Source organism: Cupriavidus sp. MP-37 (genome assembly GCF_020618415.1).
Classification (GTDB): Bacteria; Pseudomonadota; Gammaproteobacteria; order Burkholderiales; family Burkholderiaceae; genus Cupriavidus.
In genome coordinates this window covers 2,041,480-2,065,768 of the sequence record NZ_CP085344.1, presented here as the reverse complement: position 1 = coordinate 2,065,768, position 24,289 = coordinate 2,041,480, and the positions used below count along the sequence as shown (strand labels likewise).

At 61.4% G+C, this 24,289-nt stretch carries 21 protein-coding genes and 2 pseudogenes; 14 read left to right on the top strand and 9 right to left on the bottom strand.

From position 1 onward, the window contains the following. Window positions 1-6: 6 nt before the first annotated feature. Complete coding sequence (locus LIN44_RS09650; RefSeq protein WP_004635319.1) at window positions 7-1,512, bottom strand: tyrosine-type recombinase/integrase; 1,506 nt, start codon at window positions 1,510-1,512, stop codon at window positions 7-9. Beyond that, the gene (locus LIN44_RS09645) at window positions 1,509-2,447 is read right to left on the bottom strand and encodes a DNA-binding protein (protein WP_004635320.1); all 939 of its coding nucleotides are present in this window, start codon (window positions 2,445-2,447) and stop codon (window positions 1,509-1,511) included. The genes LIN44_RS09650 and LIN44_RS09645 overlap by 4 nt, the downstream gene beginning before the upstream one ends. Window positions 2,448-3,045: 598 nt before the next feature. On the opposite strand from LIN44_RS09645, the gene LIN44_RS09640 reads away from it, so the two are divergent. After that, window positions 3,046-3,222, top strand: a complete 177-nt coding sequence (locus LIN44_RS09640; RefSeq protein WP_004635326.1) for a hypothetical protein — start codon at window positions 3,046-3,048, stop codon at window positions 3,220-3,222. A gap of 87 nt (window positions 3,223-3,309) precedes the next feature. Here the strand turns inward: LIN44_RS09640 and LIN44_RS09635 are convergent, their stop codons facing one another. Then, window positions 3,310-3,717 (bottom strand): hypothetical protein, encoded by a 408-nt coding sequence (locus LIN44_RS09635; protein WP_004635327.1) that lies wholly within the window; start codon window positions 3,715-3,717, stop codon window positions 3,310-3,312. Window positions 3,718-3,824: 107 nt separating this feature from the next. Next, entirely contained in the window at window positions 3,825-4,283 is a 459-nt protein-coding gene (locus LIN44_RS09630) for an MgtC/SapB family protein (RefSeq protein WP_004635330.1), read from the bottom strand. Window positions 4,284-4,532: 249 nt separating this feature from the next. Between LIN44_RS09630 and czcN the strand changes: the two genes are divergently transcribed. Continuing rightward, window positions 4,533-5,183, top strand: coding sequence for a heavy metal efflux RND transporter CzcN (gene czcN, locus LIN44_RS09625; protein ID WP_020206397.1), 651 nt, complete (start codon window positions 4,533-4,535; stop codon window positions 5,181-5,183). A 220-nt stretch (window positions 5,184-5,403) separates the two neighbouring features. Here czcN and LIN44_RS09620 read toward each other — a convergent pair. Next, a protein-coding gene (locus LIN44_RS09620; protein WP_163013128.1) for an IS3-like element ISButh1 family transposase occupies window positions 5,404-6,602 on the bottom strand; the annotation gives its coding sequence in 2 pieces (ribosomal slippage) (window positions 5,404-6,287 and window positions 6,287-6,602; 1,200 coding nt in all). A gap of 230 nt (window positions 6,603-6,832) precedes the next feature. On the opposite strand from LIN44_RS09620, the gene czcI reads away from it, so the two are divergent. The 8 genes from czcI (at window position 6,833) to czcE (ending at window position 16,925) form a co-directional block, all read left to right on the top strand. After that, entirely contained in the window at window positions 6,833-7,180 is a 348-nt protein-coding gene (czcI, locus tag LIN44_RS09615; protein ID WP_137924345.1) for a CDF family cobalt-zinc-cadmium transporter CzcI, read from the top strand. 75 nt (window positions 7,181-7,255) lie between these two features. After that, a complete protein-coding gene (gene czcC / locus LIN44_RS09610; protein WP_004635338.1) occupies window positions 7,256-8,512 on the top strand; it encodes a heavy metal efflux RND transporter CzcC in 1,257 nt (418 codons plus the stop codon). Between the two features lie 17 nt (window positions 8,513-8,529). Next, window positions 8,530-10,092 (top strand): heavy metal efflux RND transporter CzcB, encoded by a 1,563-nt coding sequence (gene czcB / locus LIN44_RS09605; RefSeq protein WP_004635340.1) that lies wholly within the window; start codon window positions 8,530-8,532, stop codon window positions 10,090-10,092. Window positions 10,093-10,108: 16 nt separating this feature from the next. Next, the gene (gene czcA, locus LIN44_RS09600; protein WP_004635342.1) at window positions 10,109-13,300 is read left to right on the top strand and encodes a heavy metal efflux RND transporter CzcA; all 3,192 of its coding nucleotides are present in this window, start codon (window positions 10,109-10,111) and stop codon (window positions 13,298-13,300) included. Window positions 13,301-13,350: 50 nt separating this feature from the next. Beyond that, window positions 13,351-14,301 carry a cation diffusion facilitator family transporter gene (locus LIN44_RS09595; protein ID WP_004635344.1) on the top strand — a complete coding sequence of 317 codons (951 nt, stop codon included), beginning with the start codon at window positions 13,351-13,353 and terminating at the stop codon, window positions 14,299-14,301. 1 nt (window position 14,302) lies between these two features. Continuing rightward, window positions 14,303-14,980 (top strand): heavy metal homeostasis two-component system response regulator CzcR, encoded by a 678-nt coding sequence (gene czcR, locus LIN44_RS09590; protein WP_008646724.1) that lies wholly within the window; start codon window positions 14,303-14,305, stop codon window positions 14,978-14,980. 4 nt (window positions 14,981-14,984) lie between these two features. Next, complete coding sequence (gene czcS / locus LIN44_RS09585; protein WP_011229349.1) at window positions 14,985-16,415, top strand: sensor histidine kinase CzcS; 1,431 nt, start codon at window positions 14,985-14,987, stop codon at window positions 16,413-16,415. Window positions 16,416-16,523: 108 nt separating this feature from the next. Further along, window positions 16,524-16,925 carry a copper-binding periplasmic protein CzcE gene (gene czcE / locus LIN44_RS09580; RefSeq protein ID WP_011514820.1) on the top strand — a complete coding sequence of 134 codons (402 nt, stop codon included), beginning with the start codon at window positions 16,524-16,526 and terminating at the stop codon, window positions 16,923-16,925. A 298-nt stretch (window positions 16,926-17,223) separates the two neighbouring features. Here czcE and LIN44_RS09575 read toward each other — a convergent pair whose 3' ends face one another. After that, window positions 17,224-17,502, bottom strand: coding sequence for a hypothetical protein (locus tag LIN44_RS09575; protein WP_008646716.1), 279 nt, complete (start codon window positions 17,500-17,502; stop codon window positions 17,224-17,226). 182 nt (window positions 17,503-17,684) lie between these two features. Next, entirely contained in the window at window positions 17,685-18,752 is a 1,068-nt protein-coding gene (locus LIN44_RS09570) for a porin (protein WP_011229350.1), read from the bottom strand. Between the two features lie 296 nt (window positions 18,753-19,048). Here LIN44_RS09570 and flgB point away from each other — a divergent pair, with 296 nt between their 5' ends. Together flgB and LIN44_RS09560 are read left to right on the top strand one after the other, a co-directional pair. Continuing rightward, window positions 19,049-19,471, top strand: coding sequence for a flagellar basal body rod protein FlgB (gene flgB / locus LIN44_RS09565; RefSeq protein WP_008650726.1), 423 nt, complete (start codon window positions 19,049-19,051; stop codon window positions 19,469-19,471). Between the two features lie 1,063 nt (window positions 19,472-20,534). Then, window positions 20,535-21,260 (top strand): annotated as a pseudogene (locus tag LIN44_RS09560) (tyrosine-type recombinase/integrase); the annotation flags it as partial. Between the two features lie 21 nt (window positions 21,261-21,281). Here LIN44_RS09560 and LIN44_RS09555 read toward each other — a convergent pair. Further along, window positions 21,282-22,451 carry an FAD-binding oxidoreductase gene (locus LIN44_RS09555; RefSeq protein WP_103519529.1) on the bottom strand — a complete coding sequence of 390 codons (1,170 nt, stop codon included), beginning with the start codon at window positions 22,449-22,451 and terminating at the stop codon, window positions 21,282-21,284. A gap of 625 nt (window positions 22,452-23,076) precedes the next feature. On the opposite strand from LIN44_RS09555, the gene LIN44_RS09550 reads away from it, so the two are divergent. Together LIN44_RS09550 and LIN44_RS09545 are read left to right on the top strand one after the other, a co-directional pair. Further along, window positions 23,077-23,403 carry a four-helix bundle copper-binding protein gene (locus tag LIN44_RS09550; RefSeq protein WP_012435770.1) on the top strand — a complete coding sequence of 109 codons (327 nt, stop codon included), beginning with the start codon at window positions 23,077-23,079 and terminating at the stop codon, window positions 23,401-23,403. After that, a complete protein-coding gene (locus LIN44_RS09545) occupies window positions 23,330-23,620 on the top strand; it encodes a hypothetical protein (RefSeq protein WP_162491053.1) in 291 nt (96 codons plus the stop codon). The genes LIN44_RS09550 and LIN44_RS09545 overlap by 74 nt, the downstream gene beginning before the upstream one ends. A gap of 426 nt (window positions 23,621-24,046) precedes the next feature. Here LIN44_RS09545 and LIN44_RS09540 read toward each other — a convergent pair. Next, a pseudogene (locus tag LIN44_RS09540) lies at window positions 24,047-24,172 on the bottom strand (twin-arginine translocation signal domain-containing protein); the annotation flags it as partial. Window positions 24,173-24,289 lie beyond the last annotated feature (117 nt).

Genomic DNA, 24,289 nt, shown 5'->3' with positions numbered 1-24,289 from the left:
CTGTCGCTACGGCCCATCATCCGCAAACGTGGCATCGACAAAGGCCCGCAACTGCGTCAGGTCGGTCCTGGCATAGGCCGCCGTGGTCTGCACCGAGGCGTGGCCGAGCAGCGCCTGGGCGGCCGGCAGCGGCACCTGGTGGTCGACCACCAGTGTGCGCGCATAGGCATGGCGCAGCCAGTGCGGGGAGGCCGCGCGCAGTAAGAGCGCCTGCGCCGGCTCGCGCGCCTGCAGACCATCGGCCACGGCCGCAAAGATCGCCTTGACCTCCCGGTACAGGCCTGCCGACTGTAGCGCTTCGCCCTTGTTGCCGTGGATTACAGGCAGCGCCTCGTGCGCCGGCGGCTCGGACGGCAGGCCGCGTGCTTGTCGGTAGGCGCGCAATACCGTCACGCACGGCACCGGCAGCGGAATGGCCCGTGCCTTGCGCCCCTTGCCGCAGACATAGAGCGTCCACCGCCCGGGCGCCTCGGCCTCCAGGCGGGGCAGTGCGATCTCTGTCGACCAGGCCAGTTCCGCCAGGCGCACGCCGGCGTAACGATACAGCGCCCAAATCGCGCGCCGCCGCTGCGCCGCCAGCGTGTTGGTCGTGTTGGCGGCGGCAAACTCCGGCGCCTCAAGCCAGGCATCGCACGCGGCCAGCAGCGCTGGCGGGATCAGCCGCGTCGGCGCGAAGCCGGCCCGGGTGCGGCTGCCGGCGGACAGGCCCGCGGCCGGATTGGCATGCAAGTAGCCGGTGTCGTACCAGTAGCCGTAGAGGCTTGCCACCACCGCCAGCGCGCGCGTGCGGGTCGCTTCTGACAAGGGCGGCGCGGCGTCCTCCCTGCCGGTCTCCCCGTGCTGCAGCGCGTGCCGGTAGCCGAGCAACCGCTGGCGCGTGAGGTCCGAGAGCGGCCCAAGCTCGTGCGCGCCGCACCAGCGCATCAGGCGGCGCAGTTCGGCGCCATAGGCGCGCAACGTGTGGGGCGAGCGCCCGGTTCGGTCGCGCAGGAAGAGCGCCAGCGCCTGTGCATCGTCGGCGGCGCCGAGCGTGTTGGCCGCCGCGTGCGGCTGGGCGAAGCGGCCGGCGCGCGTGAGCCACGCGTGGTCAGCAGGGCCGTAAGCGGCCAGCCACGGGTTCGCCGCGACAGCTCCCCTCGCTTCCGCGGCGGTCGGCACCGTTGCTTCGCTCGCTAAGGCGGCGGTGGACCGGATGCGGCGCCGGTGCGTGTGCAGCAGCCGCGCGAGGACCGTCTCCGGGCGGGGCGCCAGATCCGCCGTCACCGTGCGCAGGCGCCCGCGCTCCCAGTATTCGACTGCCCCATCGTGCGCCAGCAGCAGCTTGAGCACGGTCGGCTGCGCGGCCTTGGCGTCGGCCAGCGAGCCATAGCGGCGCTTGACGCGCGCCAGCGTCCAGTGCGCGTAGACCGGGTGCCCGAGTGCCTCCGCCAGGTAGGCGAGGGCCGCCGCGACGGTGGCCGGCAGTGGGCGCGGCGGCACCGCGCCCGTATCGATCCAGTCGGCCGGCTTCATGACTGGGCGGTCCGCTTGGCGGCCGCCTTGCCCGTCGATCTGGGCACGCGCGTCTTGGCCGCTGGTGGCGCCGCGGCCAGGGTCGCACGCAGCAGCTCGTCGAGCTGGGCGCGCTGGCTGGCGGTGACGGCCTTGAGTGCGCTCGCCTCGCCCGCGGCGGTCTGGCGCGCGGCCCGCTCGCTGGCCAGGTCGGCGTCGAGTCGTGCGCGCTCGTCTTCCAGCGCGGCGATGCGCCGCTCGGCGAATTTGAGTTGGGAGGCCAGTTGCGCGCGCTCGGCCCGCACCGCGTCGCGCTGGTGCGCGGTTTCCTGCAGGAGCTGCTTCGACAGCGCCTCGTAGCGCGCCTGGGTGGTGGCGATCGCCTCGGTGTGGGTGCGCTCGCCCGCCGTGGCGCGCTCCTGGGCGGTCGCCAGCGCCGCCTCGAGCTCGCCCCGGCGTGCGGCTTGCTCATCGGCGCGCGCGCACGCCGCCGCCTGGGCGGCGCACGCTACGGCCAGCGCGGTGTCGCGCGCGGCGAGCTGGCCGCGCACCTCGCTCAGTTCGGCCCGCAGCAGCTCGACCCGCAGTTCGGCCTCGGCGCGGGCGGCCTCGGCGGTGTCGGCTGTGGCTTGCGCCTCGCGCTTCAGGCGCACCACGTCGTCGAGCTGCACCGCGACCGCGGCCTGCCACAGCGCGCGCATCGCTTCGGCGATCTCGACCGGAATCTCGGGCAGGGCGAGGTCGGCCAGGCCCGAGCGCACCACCTCGGCCTCGATCGCGTTGAGCGTACGCGACAGCGTTGCAGGGTCACCGCCGCCCAGGCGGTCACGCAGCTTGCGCACCGACACCACGCGGCGAAAGCGTGCGGCCGTGGGCGGCGCCGCGTCGCCGGCCTCGGTGAGCATGGCCAGCACGGTGGCGCGGATCTGGTCGGGGGTGGCGGCGAGGCGGGGCATGGCAGTTTCCGGAGGCGCATTTCAGCCTATCTTACGCACATACCTAACGTTAGAAAAGCCATTTATGTGTTGCTTGGGAAAACCAAAGACGGATAAATCTAGTTATCTTGCGGAAACAATGGCTTCCAGCCACAGGGCGCGCTTGGCCGCGCGGCGGGGGCGGTCAACGTTCCAAAACCAAGGGGAAAAGGACCAGTCAGCAAGTGACTGATTTGACTAGGGTTTTAGGGTGGGCATCACCCTGGAACCCGCATGGCTGCTACGGGTGGCTACCCCGGTAAATTGCGGCGAAATCAAGGGGACCCCTGATCCAGACATTCGTCTATTCGCTGGCCTGGCCGCATATCCAGTGGGCGGCGATGCTGGTGGTGCGGCTGCGCCCGGGTGCGGGTAACTAGTCGCTGGACGAACTGTAGGGGGCGAGCACTAACCGTCTCGCGCGGCGGCTTGCGAACCATAGGTCGGCCCGCGGCCGGAAAAATGCTTGACCTTCCCTGCCGTGGGAACGTCCATATTAACCATGGGGGACAGAAGCCCCTGCGGCGTGGCAGGACCAAGTCGGCAGAGAGCATCGGATTTTCCGCCGGAGGTTAGTCAAATGGGCGTTCCGGGGCGCACGTTGTATGAAGAGGTCTTTGCGGTGTTCGAAAGGGCATGCCAGGAAAGCGATTTCGAGCTGGCCGAGGACCTCCTGCTCGCCCTAGAAGCGATGGATCGCCGGCAGGAAGCTCATCGGCAACTCGACCGCGCCTACCTGCTGCTAGCCGATCTCTGAGAACGGGAGTCCCCCGACTTTGGTTTCTACCTGCTTGCCATCGGCTGGCCAATGCCCCTGGGGACAGCAGTGGTCCTCTTCCATGCCTTAGCGTGCAATATTTTCCGTTTTCTGAAGTGACCCCTTCTTTACGGAGTCCCGCGTATACCAGTCGTTCTTCTCGACAACCGGCTCTTTGCGATAGTGCCGCATGACCCGAAGAAAGCACTCGAGAGGCTGTTCTTCTTTCGTAACCATCGGGCCTAACGTCGTCGGAGACAATTGCACGTTCCGGCTAATTCGAGAAACATCGTCTATTTTGCAGAAAGCGGCCGCTAACCGATCGAGCGGGGGAGTATCCGAAGGTCTTGCGAGCGCCGAGGCAATTTCTTCCATGTGCGCCGGGCTGCAAGGAAACTCATGTCGATCGGACAGTGCGCTCACTTTGGCTTGCAGAGCCGGGTTCGTGCCCTCGTGAAGGTACGCAAACAGGTTGTAATCCAGGTAAATTCTCATGCGATGGAGTTTGCGTATTGTTAAGCGCGCTCATACGTTTGGGAAATGCTGGCCGAACCTGAAGTTGGCGCATTCGCGCTGCACGTGGCTTGGGAGCAGTGGGAGTCTTACTTCTTCGACATTTGAAGGATTCTGAGCACGATGAGTGCGAAGGCAGTCGCGACGATGGCCGTCACCGCATGGCCCATGCCGGCGGCCACGCCGATCGCGGCAGCAATCCAGATGCTCGCGGCAGTTGTGAGCCCCCTGACGTGTGTCTCATTGTCCGGCTTCAGGATCGCCCCTGCACAAAGGAATCCGATGCCTGACGTGAGACCCTGAAGCACGCGGCTCATGTCGGCAAGCTGCACGCCCGCCTGGAGGGGAACCACGACAAAAACGCATGCCCCCAGCGCGACGAGCATGTGAGTGCGCACGCCTGCGGATTTTCCCGAGCTCTCCCGCTCGTACCCCAGCAAGCCCCCCAAAACGATAGAGACGGTCATTCGAACGACGGCACGTACTGCCTCGGCAGCATTAGCGAGATCGGAGAATTCCGAGCTCAATGTGCGGATGATGTCGTTCATTGCGGAGCGTCTCTGGGTGTGTCCTGAAAATGGCCAAGACAGTCTATGTCGCAGAAGATGACTGTCAGATTGCCGAGCTATGACACAACCGGATTCGCTGGCCCGGGGGCAAGATTAACAACGTATTACATTTCGGCAATAAAGCCTGACAACGGAAGGGCAACCTTAGAATGCCGGCCATTAGTGCTCGTTTTCGCGCCAGTGTGTCCACTCGAAGTGCGCGACATTCTCCTCCAGCCCCCGAACCGCATGACCGATTCTTCAATCTCCCCGTCCCAACCCGCTGGTCTCTCGAGGGCGCTGGACAATTTCCTGACACGCCACCGCATCGGCGTTTGGCGTGTTGTCGTAACGTTTGTCCTGGCAAGTCTGGTCTTTGGCCATTCTCGCTGGGACGGTACCTGGGTGTCGCCGCTGCTGCTGACGCTGGGGATGTTGGGGGTGAGCCTGGCCACGGTCGGGCGGCTCTGGTGCGCGTTGTACATTTCCGGGCGCAAGAACAATACCTTGGTGACCTCGGGTCCATATTCACTGTGTCGCCATCCGCTCTATGTCTGCAACTTGCTAGGCATTATCGGACTAGGGGCGATGACCGAGTCGCTGGCGGTTACCGCAGTCCTGGCGCTCGCATTTGCGCTGATGTACCCGGCTGTCATCCGGACGGAAGACCGCTTTCTGGCTTCCGCCTTCCCGGAATTCGCCGAATACGCACGCCGTACACCAGCGTTCTTTCCCCGTCTGTCGCTGTATAGGGGGGAGTCGACATGGACGGTCCATGTGTCTTCCTTTCAACGCAATATTGCGGACTCGGTCTGGTTTCTCGGCCTGTCGGTGGTCGTGGAGTCGTTTGATTTGTTCCATGACGCCGGCGTCCTCCGGGCGGTCGTGACGCTTGCCTGATGCGGGCAACTCCGCATACACGTACAGCCATGCACTACGCTCACGTCTCCGATTCTGTTGTCGAGAGCATGCTCGTGATGCTGGTCGGCCTGATCGTCCTGTATGTGGGGTTCGCTGTCTATTTGCGGTGGAAGCATGGGCCCGCCCCCAAGCGTAAGACTGATGAGGGGCGAAAGCGGCACCTGGAGTTGCCCCTGTAACTCAGGACACGCGGACACCGTTAGGTTGATGACACCGCATTACGCCTGAACTCGCGAGGCGAGCGGTATTTCAGGGCTTTGTGCGGGTGGCGCTCATTGTAGTGTTCAAACGCGATTGCCAGACGCGAGAGCGCTGTTGGTGCGTCAGACTTGTCCATATAGGCGACGTAATTGTGCTTCATGGTCTTCACGAACGATTCCGCCATGCCATTGCTCTGCGGCGAACGGACCGGTGTGGTCAGCGGCTCAAGACCCAGTTCGCGAGCGAAGCTGCGCGTGCGGTGGTCGATGTAGGCCGAGCCGTTGTCCGTCAGCCATTCAATGGGCTGCGCGGCCTGCGTGGTGCCGAAGCGCTGTTCGACGGCGGCCAGCATCACGTCGCGCACCACATCACCGCTATGCCCGCCGGTCGTTGCTGCCCAGCTAATCGCCTCGCGGTCGCAGCAGTCCAGCGCAAACGTCACGCGCAGCGGCGTACCATCGTCGCACCGGAACTCGAAGCCATCGGAGCACCAGCGGGTGTTGCTGCGGTCCACCGCAACGCGACCGTCATGTCGCCGCTTATCTCGCCGCACGCCAGGGCGGCGCAGCAGCAACTGATGCTCCCGCATGACCCGATACACGCGCTTGACGTTGATGCACGGCGCACCGCTCTGCTCCCGACTGCGGCGCAGCAGCGCCCAGACACGGCGGTAGCCGTAGGTGGGAAGGTGCGCCACATGGGCCTGAATCTCCTCGACCAGCCCGGCATCGTTGGTCACGCGGGCACGGCGACCATCGCGCCAGTCGGACGAGCGAGCTCGCTTCACCGCCACGGCAGAGCGCGCCACGCCGAGAACTTCGCAGACCGTCTTCATCGGTCGTCCCCCGGCAGCAAGGGCGAGCGCGCAATCAGGTTTTTTGAACGGCCCCATTCCACGGCTTCTTTCAGGATTTCGACCTCCAGCGTCTTCTTCCCGAGTAGCCGTTGCAGTTCCTTGATTTCCTTGATGGCGGCGGCCAGCTCAGATGCCGGCACAACGGTTTCGCCTGCCTTCACCGCCGCCAGACTGCCTTCCTGGTATTGCTTGCGCCAGCCAAACACTTGGTTGGCGTTGACGCCGTGCCGACGTGCAACGGCCGACACCGATGCTCCCGGCTCCAATGTTTCCTGCACGATGGCGATTTTTTCTTGCGCCGTGCGCCGCCGACGGCGCTCCGGCTCGGTCAGAATTTCGATGCTTTCCACGTAATGACTAGGCTTACTGATAGGCACAAGACTATCCCTTATTTTAAGAGAGTCCTCGTGTCCTCAGATACGTGGGGCCGCTCCAGCACCCCAAAACGAGCAGGCGAAAGCGATAATCGTAATCTGCTCTTAATGCTGGTGATCGAGGATTCATGTAAACTTCGGCGACGGCCCAGCCGTTAGTACTTCAACCCCAAGCCCCCCGCACAGTCTCCCAAGGAATGCGACGTTTCGTTCTGATCTTCGTGCTGCTCATTTTGCCGTTCCAGTTTTCCTGGGCGGCAGCGGCACGCTATTGTCAGCACGAGAAAGCCACGGCCACTTGGCACCTTGGGCACCACGAGCATCGTCATCAGCAGCCGGAAGGTAAAACGGATGCCGAGAAAAAGCCATTCGTGGATACAGACTGCGGGGTATGCCATCTGGTCTCCCTCCCGTTCGTCTATGGACAGACGCAGGACGTGTTGATAGCGAATCGGGTAGAAGTGACCGATACTCAACATGCGTCCGAGTTCTCGTCTCTGAATGCCAGGGCTCCCGACCGTCCTCAGTGGCAGCGTCTCGCTTGATCGGCGAGACGACGACTCTTTTTCTCCTTTCGTCTCTCGCCGAATTCTCCTGGTCACATACCTTGGTGCAATTCGATGCGAAGACTATTTCTGCCGCTCGGGCTGGCGGTAGCATTTCTCAGCCCAAACTTTGCCGTAGCGCAATCTGACACCGGCACGTCCATGGTGCCCGTCTTCCCAAGGGAAGCGGCGGGACCGTTGACCCTCGAGGCCGCGTTGTCGCTGGCGGCAGGAAGCAATTTCAACCTGTCCGCCGCCGCCAAGGAACTCGATTCCACAGAAGGTGGGATCATGCAGGCCCGGGTTATTCCGAACCCGGAACTCCAGACGCTGGTCGAGGACACGCGGAAATCCACCCGTACATCCACCGCCCAGATGAATATCCCCATCGAACTGGGCGGCAAGCGCTCGGCTCGTATCAATGCCGCGGAAAGGACGCGCGAACTGGCGCAGGCAACGCTGGCTGGCGTTCGCGGTGACATTCGGGCGCAGGTAATCGAGAGCTTTTTTTCCGTCTTGATCGCACAGGAACGCGTCAAGCTGGCAACTGGCTCCGCGGATATCGCTGCGAGGGGCGCGCAAGCCGCTTCACGCCGCGTCGCGGCCGGCAAGATCTCCCCGGTTGACGAAACTAAGGCACGTGTCGAACAGGCCAACGCCGAACTTGAATTGGCCGAAGCAACGGCGAGCCTGCAGTCCGCCCGTCAGGCGTTGACGGCGTTGTGGGGCAATGCATCGCCGCAGTTTACCGAAGCACAGGGCAATCTGGACGCGCTGCCATCCAGGCCGGCGCCTGAACTCCTTCTGAAGGAGCTGGAAAACTCACCGCTGGTGGCCGCAAGCCGCGCTGAACTTGACCGCCGCCAGGCATTGGTGGGCGTTGAGCGCAGCCGCCAGTATCCGGATCTGACAGTCAGTCTGGGTGCCAAGCGAGATACAGAAGCCAACCGCAACATGGCGGTGATCGGTGTGGCGATCCCGTTGCCGATTTTTGACCGGAATCAGGGCAACTTGTATTCGGCCATTCGCCAGGCGGACAAGGCCCAGGATGAATATCTGGCCAATCGCATCAGCCTGACCCGAAATCTCCTGATGGCATCGAACCAGCTGTCGGTATCGCGCGCCTCGGCACAAACGCTGAAGCAGACCGTCTTGCCAGGCGCCGAGCAAGCCTTCAACGCGGCGACCATTGGCTTCGAGGCCGGCAAGTTCAATTATCTGGACGTCCTGGATGCCCAGCGCACGCTGTTCCAGGCACGCATCCGCTATCTCGGCGTGCTTGGACAAACCTATCAGGCGGCGACCACGATCGATCGCATTCTGGGACGTTAAGACGGGATTCATAAAACATGGCTATTTCGAACAAACAAAAGGCTGCCATTGCGGCCATCGTACTGGTGGGCGGCGTCGCGACTGGTGGCGTTCTGCTGAGCGGGCGCTCTGCGCCGGAAGAGCAGGGTGGGCACTCGGAATCCAAGGGGCATGGCGACACCGAGCACCATGGCAAGCAGGCGGCGGAAGCCGACCACAAGGATGACAAGTCACACGGCGACGGCGAGCATCACGAGGTCAAGAAGGGCCCCAATGGTGGCGCGCTCTTTTCGCGTGATGGCTATGACGTCGAAATTGGCACGGCCGAATCCAAGGGCGAGGCCCGTATTCGGCTCTGGGTTAGCAAGTCTGGGAAGGCGGTGGCAAATGGCGTGGCAGCGACAGGCCAGCTCGTGCGGGCTACGGGCGAGTCTCAAGCGCTCAAGTTCGTGGTGTCTGGCGACGCGCTGGAAAGCCAACAGCCAGTTGCCGAGCCCCATGTCTTTGACGTGACCGCAAATGTGACCTTGCCCGGTTCGTCTTCGCCACTCGCCGTGCGGCTCTCGAAAGAGGAAGGCAAGATTGAGTTGACAGCGGACCAGCTGGCCAAGACAGGGGTAGTGGTTCAAACCGCGGGCTCGGCAAAGGTCCAGGCTGGCGTCCAGTTCCCCGGCGAAATCCGTTTCAACGAAGACAAGACAGCCCACGTGGTGCCGCGACTGGCTGGCGTCGTAGAGAGCGTTCCGGCCAATATTGGGCAACAGGTTAAGAAGGGACAGGTTCTCGCGGTCATCGCGAGCACCGGACTTTCTGACCAGCGCAGCGAACTGCTCGCAGCACAGAAACGTCTGGATCTGGCGCGTGTCACTTATGACCGCGAGAAGAAGCTCTGGGAACAGAAGATCTCTGCGGAGCAAGATTATCTGAGCGCCCGCAACGCGCTGCAGGAAGCGCAGATCAGTGTCCAGAACGCGCAGCAGAAGCTGACCGCCATTGGCGCCAGCAACAGCTCGACGGCACTCAATCGCTACGAGCTGCGCGCACCGTTCGACGGCATGATCGTTGAAAAGCATATCTCGCTTGGGGAAGCGGTGGCGGACAACGCCAACGTGTTCACGCTGTCGGATCTGTCGTCCGTCTGGGCCGAGTTCGTGGTGTCTGCCAAGGATGTCGAGCGGGTGCGCATCGGCGAAAAGGCGTCGATCAATTCGGCATCGTCCGATGTGAAGGCAGATGGCACCGTTTCATACGTGGGTTCGCTGCTGGGCGAGCAGACGCGGACGGCGAAGGCCCGCGTAACATTGACCAATCCACAGATGGCTTGGCGACCGGGTCTCTTCGTCACGGTCGACGTATTCGGTGCTGATGTCGAGGTGCCCGTTGCGGTGAAGACCGAGGCCGTCCAGGACGTCAATGGCGAGAGCGTAGTCTTTGTCGCGGTTCAAGGTGGATTCGTGCCGCAGCCGGTGAAGGTCGGCCGGACAAACGGCAAGGTCATCGAGATTGTCGAGGGCCTGAAGCCGGGCGCACGTTACGCCGCCGCCAACAGTTTTGTTCTGAAGGCCGAACTTGGCAAATCCAGCGCCGAACACGGCCATTGATACGGGGGAAACAGCAATGTTTGAACGTATCATTAGTTTCGCCATCCAGCAGCGATGGCTGGTCCTGCTCGCCGTGTTTGGAATGGCCGGGTTAGGGATTTTCAGCTACAACCGACTACCGATCGACGCGGTCCCTGACATTACCAACGTTCAGGTTCAGGTCAATACCTCGGCACCAGGCTATTCACCGCTCGAAACCGAACAGCGTGTTACGTATCCGATCGAGGTCGTGATGGCCGGCCTGCCGGGACTCGAACAGACGCGTTCCCTGTCCCGCTATGGCTTGTCGCAGGTGACGGTCATCTTCAAGGATGGCACGGACGTCTATTTCGCGCGCCAACTCGTCAACCAGCGCATCCAGGAAGCCAAGGACAATCTGCCTGAAGGCGTTGTGCCGGCGATGGGGCCTATTTCGACCGGCCTCGGGGAGATCTATCTATGGACCGTTGAAGCCGAAGAGGGTGCTCGCAAAGCTGACGGGACTGCCTATACGCCGACAGATTTGCGCGAAATCCAGGATTGGGTGGTACGGCCGCAACTGCGTAACGTGCCCGGTGTCACCGAGATCAATACTATCGGTGGTTTCAACAAGCAGTACCTGGTCGCGCCGAGTCTTGAACGGCTAGCGTCGTACGGGCTGACGCTGACCGACGTCGTCAATGCGCTGAACAAGAACAACGACAACGTGGGTGCGGGCTACATCGAGCGTAGGGGCGAGCAGTATCTGGTTCGTGCGCCGGGTCAGGTTGCGTCCGAAGACGACATCCGCAACATTATTGTCGGTACAGCGCAGGGGCAGCCGATCCGCATTCGCGACATCGGGGATGTGGAGATTGGCAAGGAACTGCGTACCGGTGCGGCAACCGAGAATGGCAAGGAAGTTGTGCTGGGCACGGTATTCATGCTCATCGGCGAAAACAGCCGGGCTGTGTCAAAAGCGGTCGATGAAAAGGTCGCTTCCATTAACCGTACGATGCCGGAAGGTGTGAAGATCGTAACGGTATACGACCGGACACGTCTGGTCGACAAGGCCATTGCGACCGTCAAGAAGAACCTTCTTGAAGGCGCGGTGCTCGTCATCGTAATTCTGTTCCTTTTCCTGGGTAACATCCGCGCGGCGCTGATTACCGCGACGATCATTCCGCTGGCGATGTTGTTCACCTTCACGGGGATGGTGAACTACAAGATCAGTGCGAACCTGATGAGCTTGGGCGCGCTCGACTTCGGCATCATCATCGATGGCGCGGTGGTGATTGTCGAAAACTGTGTGAGGCGACTGGCGCATGCGCAGGAACACCATGGCCGGCCATTGACGCGCTCCGAGCGGTTCCATGAGGTGTTTGCCGCAGCGAAGGAGGCGCGTCGCCCACTGATCTTCGGTCAGCTCATCATTATGATCGTCTACCTGCCGATCTTTGCGCTGACGGGGGTGGAAGGCAAGATGTTCCACCCGATGGCGTTCACGGTCGTCCTGGCGCTGCTGGGCGCGATGATTCTGTCCGTGACGTTCGTTCCGGCTGCGGTCGCCTTGTTCATCGGCGAACGGGTGGCCGAGAAAGAAAATCGTCTCATGCTCTGGGCGAAGCGTCGCTACGAGCCGCTGCTGGAAAAGTCGCTCGCGAACACGGCCGTTGTATTGACGTTTGCCGCGGTGTCAATTGTTCTGTGCGTGGCCATTGCGGCCCGCCTGGGCAGCGAGTTCATCCCCAATCTGAACGAAGGCGACATTGCCATCCAGGCGCTGCGCATTCCTGGCACGAGCCTGTCGCAGTCCGTGGAGATGCAGAAGACGATCGAGACGACCCTCAAGGCAAAATTCCCCGAAATCGAGCGCGTGTTTGCGCGGACAGGTACGGCGGAGATTGCATCCGATCCGATGCCGCCGAATATTTCGGATGGCTACATCATGCTCAAGCCTGAGAAGGATTGGCCAGAGCCGAAGAAAACACATGCCGAACTGCTGTCCGCCATCCAGGAGGAAGCCGGCAAGATCCCCGGGAACAACTACGAGTTCTCCCAACCGATCCAGCTGCGGTTCAACGAGCTGATCTCCGGGGTCCGCTCGGACGTCGCAGTCAAGATCTTCGGCGATGACAACAACGTGCTCAGCGAGACGGCGAAGAAGGTATCGGCCGTGCTGCAGGGCATCCCCGGCGCGCAGGAGGTGAAGGTAGAACAGACCACCGGCTTGCCGATGCTGACGGTCAAGATCGATCGGGAGAAGGCGGCGCGATACGGGCTTAACATGAGCGACGTGCAAGACGCGGTGGCAACGGGCGTCGGAGGCCGTGATTCCGGAACCTTCTTCCAGGGCGATCGTCGTTTCGATATCGTGGTCCGCCTGCCCGAAGCTGTGCGCGGCGAGGTCGAGGCTCTGCGCCGATTGCCGATTCCGTTGCCAAAAGGAGTGGACGCGAGAACGACGTTTATCCCATTGAGCGAGGTGGCGACGCTGGAAATGGCGCCCGGCCCGAACCAGATCTCGCGCGAGAACGGCAAGCGCCGCATCGTGATCAGTGCCAACGTTCGTGGACGTGATATTGGTTCATTCGTGCCCGAGGCGGAAGCGGCTATCCAAAGCCAGGTCAAGATCCCGGCTGGCTACTGGATGACATGGGGTGGCACCTTTGAGCAACTGCAGTCCGCCACCACCCGCCTGCAGGTGGTAGTGCCGGTGGCGCTGTTGCTGGTCTTCGTACTGTTGTTTGCGATGTTCAACAACATCAAGGATGGCTTGCTAGTCTTCACGGGCATTCCCTTTGCGCTGACTGGCGGGATTCTTGCCCTGTGGATACGCGGCATTCCGATGTCCATTACTGCAGCGGTGGGCTTCATCGCGCTGTGCGGGGTGGCGGTGCTCAATGGTCTGGTGATGCTGTCGTTTATCCGATCGCTGCGCGAAGAAGGGCATTCCCTCGACAGCGCGGTCCGAGTTGGCGCCCTGACGCGACTGCGTCCGGTGCTGATGACGGCCCTGGTGGCATCCCTGGGTTTCGTGCCGATGGCCATCGCCACCGGTACGGGCGCTGAGGTGCAACGTCCCCTCGCAACGGTGGTAATCGGTGGCATCTTGTCGTCCACGGCGCTGACCCTACTGGTGTTGCCGGTGCTCTATCGACTTGCTCACCGCAAGGATGAGGACGCGGAAGATACTCGCGAGCCAGTCACTCAGACGCATCAACCGGATCAAGGCCGCCAGCCTGCATGACGTAAATCCTTGGGCGGTCATCGTACCGCCCAATTTTTATAGGAGTTTCTATGGGCGCAGGTCACTCACACGACCATCCCGGTGGCAACGAGCGATCGCTCAAGATCGCCCTTGCGCTGACCGGTACGTTCCTGATTGCCGAAGTGGTCGGTGGTGTCATGACGAAGAGCCTGGCGTTGATCTCCGACGCCGCGCACATGCTCACGGACACCGTCGCACTGGCCATCGCACTGGCTGCTATTGCGATCGCCAAGCGACCCGCGGACAAGAAGCGGACATTTGGCTACTACCGTTTTGAGATTCTTGCCGCGGCCTTTAACGCATTGCTGCTGTTCGGTGTGGCTATCTACATCCTGTACGAAGCCTACCTGCGGCTGAAATCGCCACCTCAGATTGAGTCAACCGGCATGTTCGTCGTGGCTGTGCTGGGCCTGATCATCAATCTCATCAGCATGCGCATGCTGTCCTCCGGGCAAAGCAGCAGCCTGAACGTGAAGGGTGCTTATCTGGAAGTCTGGAGCGATCTGCTCGGGTCGGTTGGCGTCATCGCCGGTGCGATCATCATCCGCTTCACGGGCTGGGCGTGGGTCGACTCCGCCATTGCGGTGCTGATCGGCCTCTGGGTACTGCCTCGCACGTGGATCCTGCTGAAGTCGAGCCTGAATGTGCTGCTCGAAGGCGTACCCGATGACGTGGATCTGGCAGAGGTTGAGAAGCAAATTCTGGCGACGCCCGGGGTAAAAAGCTTCCATGACCTCCACATCTGGGCACTTACCAGCGGCAAGGCGAGCTTGACGGTTCATGTCGTGAATGACACGGCCGTCAACCCGGAAATGGAAGTGCTACCGGAATTGAAGCAGATGCTGGCTGACAAATTCGATATCACGCACGTGACCATTCAGTTCGAACTGGCACCATGCGAACAAGCGGATGCAGCTCAGCATTTCAATGCATCGCCAGCACTGGTCGGATCGAAGTCGCTTGCTGCAGGAGGAAACTAAGGTGCGGGTACTTGTTGTAGAAGACGAACCGCGTACTGCGGAGTATTTGCAGAAGGGATTGTCGGAGTCGGGTTTCGTGGTCGACATCGCGAACAATGGTGGCGATGGGCTCCACATGGCGGAAGAGACCGACTACGACGTCATCATCCTGGACGTCATGCTGCCAGGTATGGACGGGTGGACGGTCATCAAGTCCATTCGATCCAAGTCCGAGACACCCGTACTGTTTCTGACGGCGCTGGATGATGTGGCGGATCGTGTCAGAGGCTTCGAGTTGGGGGCAGACGATTACCTGGTCAAGCCCTTCGCCTTTGCCGAGCTCCTTGCCCGTATCCGGCGTTGCTTGCGCCAAAGCACCTCGAAGGAGTCCGAGCGATTGCGCATTGCCGATCTGGACATCGACGTGCTTGGAAGGCGGGTATTCCGGGGAACTACCCGCATTGAATTGACGAATCAGGAGTTCTCGCTGTTGCACCTGCTCATGCGCCGGAGAGGGGAGGTGCTGTCGCGAACCACGATCGCGTCCCAGGTCTGGGACGTCAACTTCGACACGGATACCAATGTCGTTGACGTCGCGATCCGGCGCCTGAGATCCAAGGTGGATGATCCCTTCGATCAAAAGCTGATCCATACCGTACGGGGAATGGGCTATGTCCTCGACCCAGAGCGCGGCCGGTGACGGAATGAGGCCCGGGACTTCGATAACCCCGCTGTCACTGACGAGGCGGCTTGGGCTCTTCTTTGCATTGGTACTGTCTATCGCGCTGGCCAGCATGGGCGCCTTTGCTTACTACTCGCTCGCCGCGCAACTCGAGGCCAGAGACGATGAGGTTGTAAAGGGAAAACTCGAACAGGTCGAGCATTTCTTGCGCGAGGTGGACGGGGTGCAGGGCGTCCCGGCGGCGCAGCATCGCTTCGATGATCTGGTGCGAGGTTACTCGGACCTCATCGTTCGCGTCACGGCGCTGGATGGCCGGCTTTTGTTTCGCACGGGCAACGATGCATTGCTGGAAGGCACTGACCAAGCGGCGGTCACGGGAAAGTCATCGCTCATGTTCCAGTCCGCCGATGCGGTGTTGGGGCGAGACGGTACGCGGGCGACGGTGTTCGTGGCGAAGTCTGGCGAGGACAGGAAGCAGGTGACTGCGCGATTCCGGACGACGCTCGTGCTTGGTACCACCGTCGGTGTGATATTGACGGCCCTGGTGGGGGCGGCCATTACGCGCCGTGAGCTGGAGCCGGCGCACGTACTTATCAAGCAGATCAACCGGATCAGTGTGGAACGGCTGAGCTACCGGGTGGACATGCCACCCAAGCCCACCGAAGTGCGTGATATCGCCTCTGCGTTCAATGCGATGCTGCAACGCCTCGAGGATGGTTATCAGAAGCTGTCGCGGTTCTCCGCCGATCTTGCCCATGATTTGCGCACGCCGCTTAACAACCTCATTGGACATGCCGAGGTCGCCTTGTCACGAGACCGCACCGGGCCCGAGTATGTCGCCTTGGTGGAGGAAAGCCTGGTCGAATACCAGCGACTTGCGAGGATGATCGATGCGATGTTGTTCCTCGCGCGAGCTGACAGTGCCAATGTGGCGCTCGAGTTGACGGAACTCCAGTTGAATGCAGAACTTCGCAAGTTGTCCGCCTACTTTTCGGTGCTTGCAGAGGAGCGAAGCGTCGTAATCAGGGTAAGCGGGGATGCCACCCTGGTCGCTGATGCCATTCTGTTCCAGCGTGCGATCAACAATGTTCTGTCAAATGCGGTCCGTCATGCGTGGCCGAATTCGATGATAGATCTGGTGGTGCGCCGCGAAGCGGCACATTGTTGCATCGACATCACGAACGTTGGAGACCCAATCCCGGAGCGGGAACTTTCCCTCATCTTTGATCGGTTCTTCCGTGGGGATAGGGCGAGATCCAACTCGTCACAGTCCACGGGGCTGGGCCTGGCCATCGTCCTGTCGATCATGGAGCTCCATGGCGGCGACGCGTCAGCCGTGAGCGGCTTGGATGGGAAGACACGCTTTACATTGCGCTTCCCGCTCAACGGTGCTGAAGCCTCAGCGCGGGTTTCGGTGGGTAGGCCGAGTCAGGACCGACCAGTCGTTGGGTAGAGTGGTGCAATGAGCCCGATTGCCTATTTGTAATCGCCGGGCAAGGCTGCAGCATGCGTACAATTTATACACTCGTTTTCATAGATCAACGAAGTCTCTAGAAAGGAGATGACTATGAAAACGAAGAAACACGCCTTGCTGTTTGCGGCGTTGCTGTTGGGTGGGATGTCGGCTTCGTATGCTTTGGAAATGACCGGGTTGAAACCGGGCGTGCCTGCGTCGACGGCGACGGCGCAGGCGATGGCGAAGCGTCACGCGACCTTGTATGGCGATCCAGCCGGCCAATCTCAGGCCAGTCGCATTATCGACGTGAAGCCAGGGATGCGGTATGTCAACGTGGACTCTGGCGAGACGGTGGCGTTTCGGGCCGGCGAGAAGATCGTCGCATGGACCTTCGCCCAGATGGTCAGGGATACGAGTGTGGACCTTGGCTTGTTGATGCCGGATCTGCCGGGTAGCGCTGGCGTGCGCGTCTATATTGATAGAAGCGACCTCTTCACAGGTGGCTGAACGTTGCTGAACCGGTGAACTACAGGCCCCGCACAATGCGGGGCCTTTTTCATCGTCATTGGCGTCGGTTCTGCCGCTTAGCAATACACGAGGCGATGGGAAGTTGTAGCACGCGCCACCGCATCATGAACGGCACCGGATTGACGCCGATGGAGGGAAAAAAAGCTTGCCCTCCGGGGAGGGCAAGCTTCGGAAGCTTTCGCCATCGGGATAAAGCGAAAGAGCACCAAGAGCCAAGCAACTGACGGGTGCCTGGCTCCCCCACAGAGGTCGGTCTGAGTTTCAGGGACGGCTTGCGTCAAATTCCGCGTGCGCCATCGGTGAACACATCACGCGGCCCAATACGCGAGCCGTCGGTAAATACGTCACGCTGGCCGAGGCGTGCGCCGTCGGTGAACACGTCGCGCTTGTCGATGCGTGCACCGCCGGCGTAAATGTCGTTTACTGCGGCGCGTCCGCCGTCGGTGTAGGGGTCGCGGGGACGGTGGATCTGGCCATCAGGGGTAGCAGCGATGGCGGAGCCGGCGGCAGCAATCGTGAGGGCAGCAGCAATCAGGGCAGTGTGAATCGTCTTCATGGAATCTCTCCGGAGTCAATGTTTGTGAGTCTCTAATCGCTCACCGTGTTCACAGTCTAGCTACCGGACCTGCTCCACTGAATTACCCGCGTATTACGATCCTGTCATAAAAAAATGCCTCCCGGTTGGGAGGCACAAACTCTCTTGAATTAACAAGAAAGTGTCGATTCTTTTGAGCTCGCTCAGAACTTGTGGCGTACGCCTACGACGACGCCGGTCTGATCCTTGCCAGGGACAACGTTGGTCGGGCTGCCGGTCGTCGAGTTGTAGCCGTTCATGCCCAGCTGCGAGTTGCCGCGGTTCAGTGCATAACCGACGTTCATATACACATCGGTACGCTTCGAGAAAGCGTAATCTGCCGAGGCAACGAACAGGAACGGGTCTGCGCCAGAATTGCGGCTGTCCGTGTAGTAGGCGGCGCCGGTCAGCGTCAGTGCGGGCGTCAGGCCATAGCGCAGGCCGGCCCAGTAAATGTTAGAACCGTTCGTCGGCAGCGCACCGACATTGCCGTTGTACCAGCGATAACCAATAAATGCCTTAGCCGGTCCGAAAGCGTAGCTCGCGCCAATTAGAGCGCGGCGGTCCTTGCGGTCGGCCGTGGCGACGGTGCTGCCCTGGATCTCGTCGTACACCGCGCCGACAGCGAGGGCGCCGGTTTCATACATGAGCGATACGCCCATGTTTCGATCGACCTTGTAGTTCCCCGGCACTTCGCCGCCGCCGGTGCGGCTAAAGCTGTAGAGGCCGGTGACCGTCAGGCCACTGAAGATGCCACGGTACTTGATAGCATTGTCAGCGCGACCCGCCAAGACGTCATCCATCTTGAAGAGCGAGTAGCGCGGCGCGAAGCCCATCGGGTCGAGTTGCAGCGTGGTGTCATACATTGGTGTCGTTTGACGACCCAACGTCAGTTGACCATATTTGCTACCCAATCCTACGAAGGCACTACGATCAAAAAGACGGGTGCTGTTGTTCTGTGCGCCGGTGTCGAACGAAATGCCGCTTTCCAATTCGAAGATGGCTTTCAGACCGCCGCCAAGGTCTTCGACGCCACGCAGGCCCCAACGCGACGTCGACATGTTGCCGGAGGTCATGCGAACCTGGTTCGAGCCACCGGGCGAAGCCGATGGGACGTTGCTCAGATACTCGATACCCGCGTCGGCCACACCATACAGCGTGACGCTCGATTGAGCGAATGCGGTTGTAGCGAACAGACCGAGGGATGCGACGGCAATGCGACTAATCTTCATGGATTCTCCTCATTAAGACCCGAAATTAATTTGGTGGGGGCGAGTATAGAAATCTGCAGATGACGGTCAGATTGCGAAGTAATTACGTGGGGTCACTTCGTCGCGTGATGACGACAAGGTGGAACGTACCGGGGTTATGTGGATTGACATGGCTTTCGCGCGGACGCGTCAACCTGTGTGCGCGCGAACATTGCGGGCCGGTAATGGGAAACTCACGAAAAGAGGTCGCTTCTCTCGAAGCAAGATCGACTGCCTTTGCAATACGCTGCGGGTTCCGATCTAGTTGGAGAGTAAGGATGGACACGCCATACGTCGCAAAATGGGCGCGTAGCGAAGACAGCGTTCATGAGCAAGCGCTGCGACTTCGCACACGGAGGTTCGAGCTGCTGTCTGCAAATATTGCAAATGCGGATACGCCGAACTACAAGGCGCGCGATATCGACTTCAGCGCCGAGTTGGATAGGGTGATGGGCAGTGGCCAGAATTTTGCGGGCATGACCATGACTTCGCCGCGACACATCGAGGCAAGCAAGCCCGCGCTGGAAGAGGATCTGATGTATCGCGTCCCCCTGCAGTCGAGTATGGACGGCAACACCGTGGAGATGGACGTCGAGCGTGTGGCGTTTGCAGAGAACGCGCTGCGGATGCGGTTCTCCATTCAAAAGACTGCCGACGAGTACAAGGACATGCTCAAGCTCTACCAGGACATGCGGCCCTAGCGGGGAAACCGCGACTACTGGCAGGGCGGCTTGGGTGCGGCGACAGCGCTGGACGCGTCTCTGGAAGACGGCTCCGGTGTGCTCGCTGCGGATTCCTGCTTCGACGGATGTTTGGCTGTGCGATGTCGCGGGTTGGCCGCCCAGGCAACCCGTTGGTCGCGGGAGGCGTATCCCGTGTCTGAATGTCCAATGGCGAGGGTGTGCCACTGGGTCGGCTTCTCGCTGAGTCGATCACCGGTCGCAGGAGCCGGCAAAGCGTAGGCCAGCAAGGCAGAGCATGCGACGGCGCTAATCATCTGTATGGTTCCTGGACGGATGACATGAGGATCCTGTCATCCGCAAGATAGTACGCTCAGATTGCGGGCACATTACCAACGCATTACGGCGGGGCATTGGGGCGCTGACTCGTTGAGCTTTGTTGTTGCAATGCGGGGCACACTAGTTGCTAATAGTGTGCAACGGCGTGAATGCCGATTCAGACTGACTGGAGCCCGCGACAATGACCGAAAAGCTGCGCCTGGACATTCCTGTCTTGCTTCCTGGCCTTCCCGATTCCTCTGATCCCTGTGTAGAACGGTTGCTGTCCGAACTGAGAGGGAAAGAGGGCGTCGAGGCGGCGCATATAAAAACTGCAAATGTTGATAGCGATTCACAGATATGTGTCCACTACGATCCCGCAGCGATTTCCCTTGCCCGCATCCGGGAGCTGGTGACAAGCACGGGTGCGGTGATTTCGTCGCGGTTTGGTCATGTGCTTTGGCAATTGAAGGGCGTCTGGCACGAACGACGAGCGCGAACCGTAGCTAGCCAACTGCGGGCCTTGCCCGGCGTCATCGAGGCCGAAGTCAGCGCCTCCGGCATAGCGCGCGTCGAATTCGACAACGATCGGATCTCCGCGGCAGGGATCGAGCAGGCCCTGTCAAAACGCGGGCTCGCGCCGGTTGAGATCGGTGCCCGGAAGAGCGGTCATGCAGACCATGAACACCGCGAAGGCGTCAAGGATCATGCACATGGGGAAGGCGAGGGGCATGATTGCTTGGTCTCGGATTTGCCGTTGGTAAGCGAGCAGCGCTATGTATTGGCCAACCCGTTTGCCGGCATCAAAGTCCGCGGCCGCACGCGGGTCGCGCCACTCGATACCACACGTGGCTTTACTGAGGGCGAATGGCTGCTGGTGCGCACCATTGCCGATGGCCTGGAATGGTCGTACGGGTGGGACGTGCCCGCAGCGCAGCGCTTGCGCTTCATTCTCGATTTTGCCTACGCGACCGGCCTGCGGGCCAGCGAACTGGTTGGCGCGACGCTGGGCGATATCCGCACTGACGAGCGCAACGACCGCTGGCTGCACCTGGTCGGCAAAGGTGGGCGCCCGGGAAAGGTGGCGCTACCGCCACTTGCGCGAACCGCACTCGATCAGCATCTTGTACAGCGCGGACTGCCGGTGACACCAGCCCGTTGGGACCCCAGGACACCCTTGATCGCCAGCCTGGAGCAGGACAGCGTCACTAACATCACCGGCACCCGGCTGTGGATGGTAATGCGGCGCTTCTTTGGCCAGGCCGCGGACATCATCGCCGGCGACCACCCGACACTCGCCGAAAAGCTGCGCCGAGCCAGTCCCCACTGGACGCGGCATACCCACGCTACACACGCCCTCGCTCGCGGCGCGGAACTGACCACCGTGCGCGATAACCTACGCCACGCGTCGGTGGCCACCACCTCGATTTACTTGCAAAGCGACGAAGTCAAGCGGGCACACCAAATAGGTCAGGCCTTTGCCGCTCGGTAGCCGACGTCCGTGCCGACTGGCTTAGCGTGCAATATTTTCCGTTTTCTGAAGCGACCCCAGGTACAGCGAACTCCAACGGCTCTGCGCGCCGATGATCTGATCAGTAATGATGTGGGCCGCGACTGTGCCGTACACCAGCCCGTCGGTGGAGAAACCAGTGGCGATGAAAGCCCCTGACTCGTCCCGGCCGATGTAGGGAAGGCCGTCCGGAGAATGAAAGTGTTGTGCCGACCAGCGCTGAACGGGTGAACCGACAGCCAGGTATTCCTGCGCGGCCCGTTCAAGTTGAGCGAGTGCCGCGGCTGCATCATGCCTTCCCGTTTCGTGGTGTTCACCGATGCAAAGCAAGTAATGCTTGCCGTTTGCCTCCAATCCGCGGACCGATAGCCTGGGATGGGCCTGCGCCCAGAAGATGCCAGCCGGAACGGCTTGTTCGTGGAAGGCCAAACCATATTCGCGGCGCACAGCCATGCCGGCTTGCACCAAGTGAAAACCCAGCGGGGAATGGGTGGCCAGCACAATATGGTGGCCGAAGGCGGTACCGGTCCGTGTGCGAACGACGCCGACTTCCAGGTCCAGCTCGAGGGCAGGGGAGTTTTCGAAGAGGCGGGCGCCGGCGTGTTCGGCTTGCAGGGCCAAGGCGTGCAGATAGCCGATCGGATGGAACTGCGCTTGTGCCGAAAGCAGAAGCACCGCGCCCTTTGCGGCGGGCAAGCCGGGGGGCATCTCAGAGGCCAACTGCGCGTCCAGACCTGCTGCGCGCAATGCCTTCAGCTCCCCCAGTATGGTCGGCTCGGCATCCGGGCTTAGCGGATACTGGTACATCGGGCAGCGGCGGAAGCCGCTGCTCGGCCCCATCGCCTGCGCTTGCTGCTCGATCCAGGCGATCGCTTCCCCGCGAGACGCTACGACGGCGCGGGCGGTGTCCGCTTCGCACTTAGCCGCCAGCGTTTCGAGGCCACCGGTGACGGTCTGATACAGGTTACCGGTGGAGCCGCCGCTATCACCCGCGCCTACGGCACGGGCTTCGATCGCCGCCACCGACCGGGCGGTCTTTGCGAGCAGCAGGGCGGCGGTCAGGCCCGTGATGCCGGCACCGACGATCACCACGTCGACGCGCAGGTCGCCCTCAAGGGCCGGTCGAGGCCGACGCGGGCGCGTGGCCGCCCAGATGGAGATCGAGCCCATCATGCCTCCTTGTACCGAGTTTCATGGCGGCACAGGTTATCGGCGCAGGCGTCCAGGACTTCCCGACATCGCGGGTCAACGCCATGGTGCTTGCGTGCGCCGGGCGCCGTCCCTTGGTGGCGCGGCGGCACTGGCAGCCCAACAGATAGCAAAGCAGATAGCAAAGCGCGTGCCGTGATTGGATAGCCCGCGCGTGAATGCTGGTCTCAAATTGAGCGCCGGGCATCGCGCGGGAGAACGCTCGTCGGCGAAGGCAACGCGAGAAGAGGCGCGTGTGCGGGACGAACTGGTCAGCCCGAGCAATGTTGGCATCGCCCCTCCCAAGGAAGCGAATCAAACGGAGTCATCCGCGCATGACCAGCGAAATACTAAGTCGCCATAAACTCGAAGTGCCGGCAGGCCACGACATTACCGGGCTGTAATCAACGCGCAAGCTTATTCCTGAAAGATATTCCTCGCCTTGTAATTTGGCCTCAATCTTTAAGCGGAAATGAGCGCGGTCATAGCACCGTCGCGAGCAAAGGGAGGGCAAAACGTGCGAGCGCTGCGGCCTCGCGGTGCGGCCGGTCCAAATATTGCTGTGACGATAGCGGCGCCGACGTGGCGTCATCACTTCAAGGAGCCGACCATGCCGCATCAGAATTTTCAACACTGTATCGACGAGTGCAATGCTTGCGCAGTGGCATGCGAGCACTGCGCCGCCTCGTGTCTAAGTGAGCCGAACGTACACGAGATGGCCGAGTGCATTCGCCTGGATCTCGATTGCGCCGCAATGTGCCGGATGGCCAGCGCCTATATGGCGCGGGGAAGTCGCTTCGCCAAGGATCTGTGCAACCTTTGCGCGACCGCTTGCGAAGCATGCGGTGCCGAGTGCGAGCGACATGCGGCTCAGCATTGCCAGGAATGCGCTCAAGCGTGCCGGCGTTGTGCGCAGGCATGCCGCGCCATGGCGTAGCACGATCGGCTGCCAACGGCAGAACGGCCATGACGCTAACTTTTTGGCTCTCTACGGTCACGCGAAAGCCCGCGCGGACTACAGGACTGCAACGTCGCTGTCATTAAACGCGTCGGTTCTTCCGGCCGCCACCAGCGGCGACGGGATGCCGTCTCAGCGTCCGGTCGAGCATGGCGAAGACATCCCTAGCGTCGATTCGTTGCGCCGTCACCGTTGACGAAGTCGCTCATTCGTGCCGGCGGCTGCGGCGTGCCACCCATCGCGGGTCCATCGGAAGAGCCGCCTCCGTGCGAGTTGTGTGCACAATCATCTGCGTGATTGCCATCCTGGCTGTGGTAGGCATGCTGTTGATGCATAAGCGCATGATGGGCGGGCTAAGTTGTTGCTGGACCGGCGGCCGCGTAGTGCGCCGGATAAGGGCGGTGGCCGCCTAGTTGATGCCCGCCCGGAGATCGCTCCGGCGACCGCGCGCACGCAGCGCACCGGAGAGCGGCTGGGTTACTTGGTCTGATCCATCATTTCGCGACACTTTTGCATCATGGCGTCATGGTGGCGCAACATCGCCTTGGAGTCGTCCGGCTTCTGTGGCTTGTGTTGCTGCGCTTCAGCCCGTTTGGCGGTACGAGCGCGGCTTGTCTGATGCTTGGGCCCACGCGATGCCCCCAAGACCGGACAATCCTGCCATCACACCCCCCGCAGCCAGACCCTGCACGAAGCGGCGGCGCGGTAGGTTGGCCAGCACAATGCCAGACTGTCGATCACGTCCCATGAAATAGTCCTTTTTGCTTGAATGGCCGCATCGGACAGCGGCAAAGAGAGAGTAACGAGGACGAGGCTACCGACAACTTACCTGAACATTACATTCCGGTAATGTCCGGGCCACTCG

Bases quoted from the DNA above. Each gene is read 5' to 3' on its own strand.
- czcB (WP_004635340.1), top strand. From the start codon at position 8,530: ATGGCTATTTCGAACAAACAAAAGGCTGCCATTGCGGCCATCGTACTG.
- czcA (WP_004635342.1), top strand. From the start codon at position 10,109: ATGTTTGAACGTATCATTAGTTTCGCCATCCAGCAGCGATGGCTGGTC.
- LIN44_RS09575 (WP_008646716.1), bottom strand. From the start codon at position 17,502: ATGAAGACGATTCACACTGCCCTGATTGCTGCTGCCCTCACGATTGCT.
- LIN44_RS09550 (WP_012435770.1), top strand. From the start codon at position 23,077: ATGCCGCATCAGAATTTTCAACACTGTATCGACGAGTGCAATGCTTGC.
- LIN44_RS09650 (WP_004635319.1), bottom strand. From the start codon at position 1,512: ATGAAGCCGGCCGACTGGATCGATACGGGCGCGGTGCCGCCGCGCCCA.
- czcN (WP_020206397.1), top strand. From the start codon at position 4,533: ATGACCGATTCTTCAATCTCCCCGTCCCAACCCGCTGGTCTCTCGAGG.
- LIN44_RS09630 (WP_004635330.1), bottom strand. From the start codon at position 4,283: ATGAACGACATCATCCGCACATTGAGCTCGGAATTCTCCGATCTCGCT.
- LIN44_RS09570 (WP_011229350.1), bottom strand. From the start codon at position 18,752: ATGAAGATTAGTCGCATTGCCGTCGCATCCCTCGGTCTGTTCGCTACA.
- LIN44_RS09640 (WP_004635326.1), top strand. From the start codon at position 3,046: ATGGGCGTTCCGGGGCGCACGTTGTATGAAGAGGTCTTTGCGGTGTTC.
- LIN44_RS09595 (WP_004635344.1), top strand. From the start codon at position 13,351: ATGGGCGCAGGTCACTCACACGACCATCCCGGTGGCAACGAGCGATCG.
- flgB (WP_008650726.1), top strand. From the start codon at position 19,049: ATGGACACGCCATACGTCGCAAAATGGGCGCGTAGCGAAGACAGCGTT.
- czcC (WP_004635338.1), top strand. From the start codon at position 7,256: ATGCGAAGACTATTTCTGCCGCTCGGGCTGGCGGTAGCATTTCTCAGC.
- czcI (WP_137924345.1), top strand. From the start codon at position 6,833: ATGCGACGTTTCGTTCTGATCTTCGTGCTGCTCATTTTGCCGTTCCAG.
- LIN44_RS09555 (WP_103519529.1), bottom strand. From the start codon at position 22,451: ATGATGGGCTCGATCTCCATCTGGGCGGCCACGCGCCCGCGTCGGCCT.
- LIN44_RS09545 (WP_162491053.1), top strand. From the start codon at position 23,330: ATGCGGCTCAGCATTGCCAGGAATGCGCTCAAGCGTGCCGGCGTTGTG.
- czcE (WP_011514820.1), top strand. From the start codon at position 16,524: ATGACTATGAAAACGAAGAAACACGCCTTGCTGTTTGCGGCGTTGCTG.
- czcS (WP_011229349.1), top strand. From the start codon at position 14,985: ATGAGGCCCGGGACTTCGATAACCCCGCTGTCACTGACGAGGCGGCTT.
- LIN44_RS09635 (WP_004635327.1), bottom strand. From the start codon at position 3,717: ATGAGAATTTACCTGGATTACAACCTGTTTGCGTACCTTCACGAGGGC.
- LIN44_RS09645 (WP_004635320.1), bottom strand. From the start codon at position 2,447: ATGCCCCGCCTCGCCGCCACCCCCGACCAGATCCGCGCCACCGTGCTG.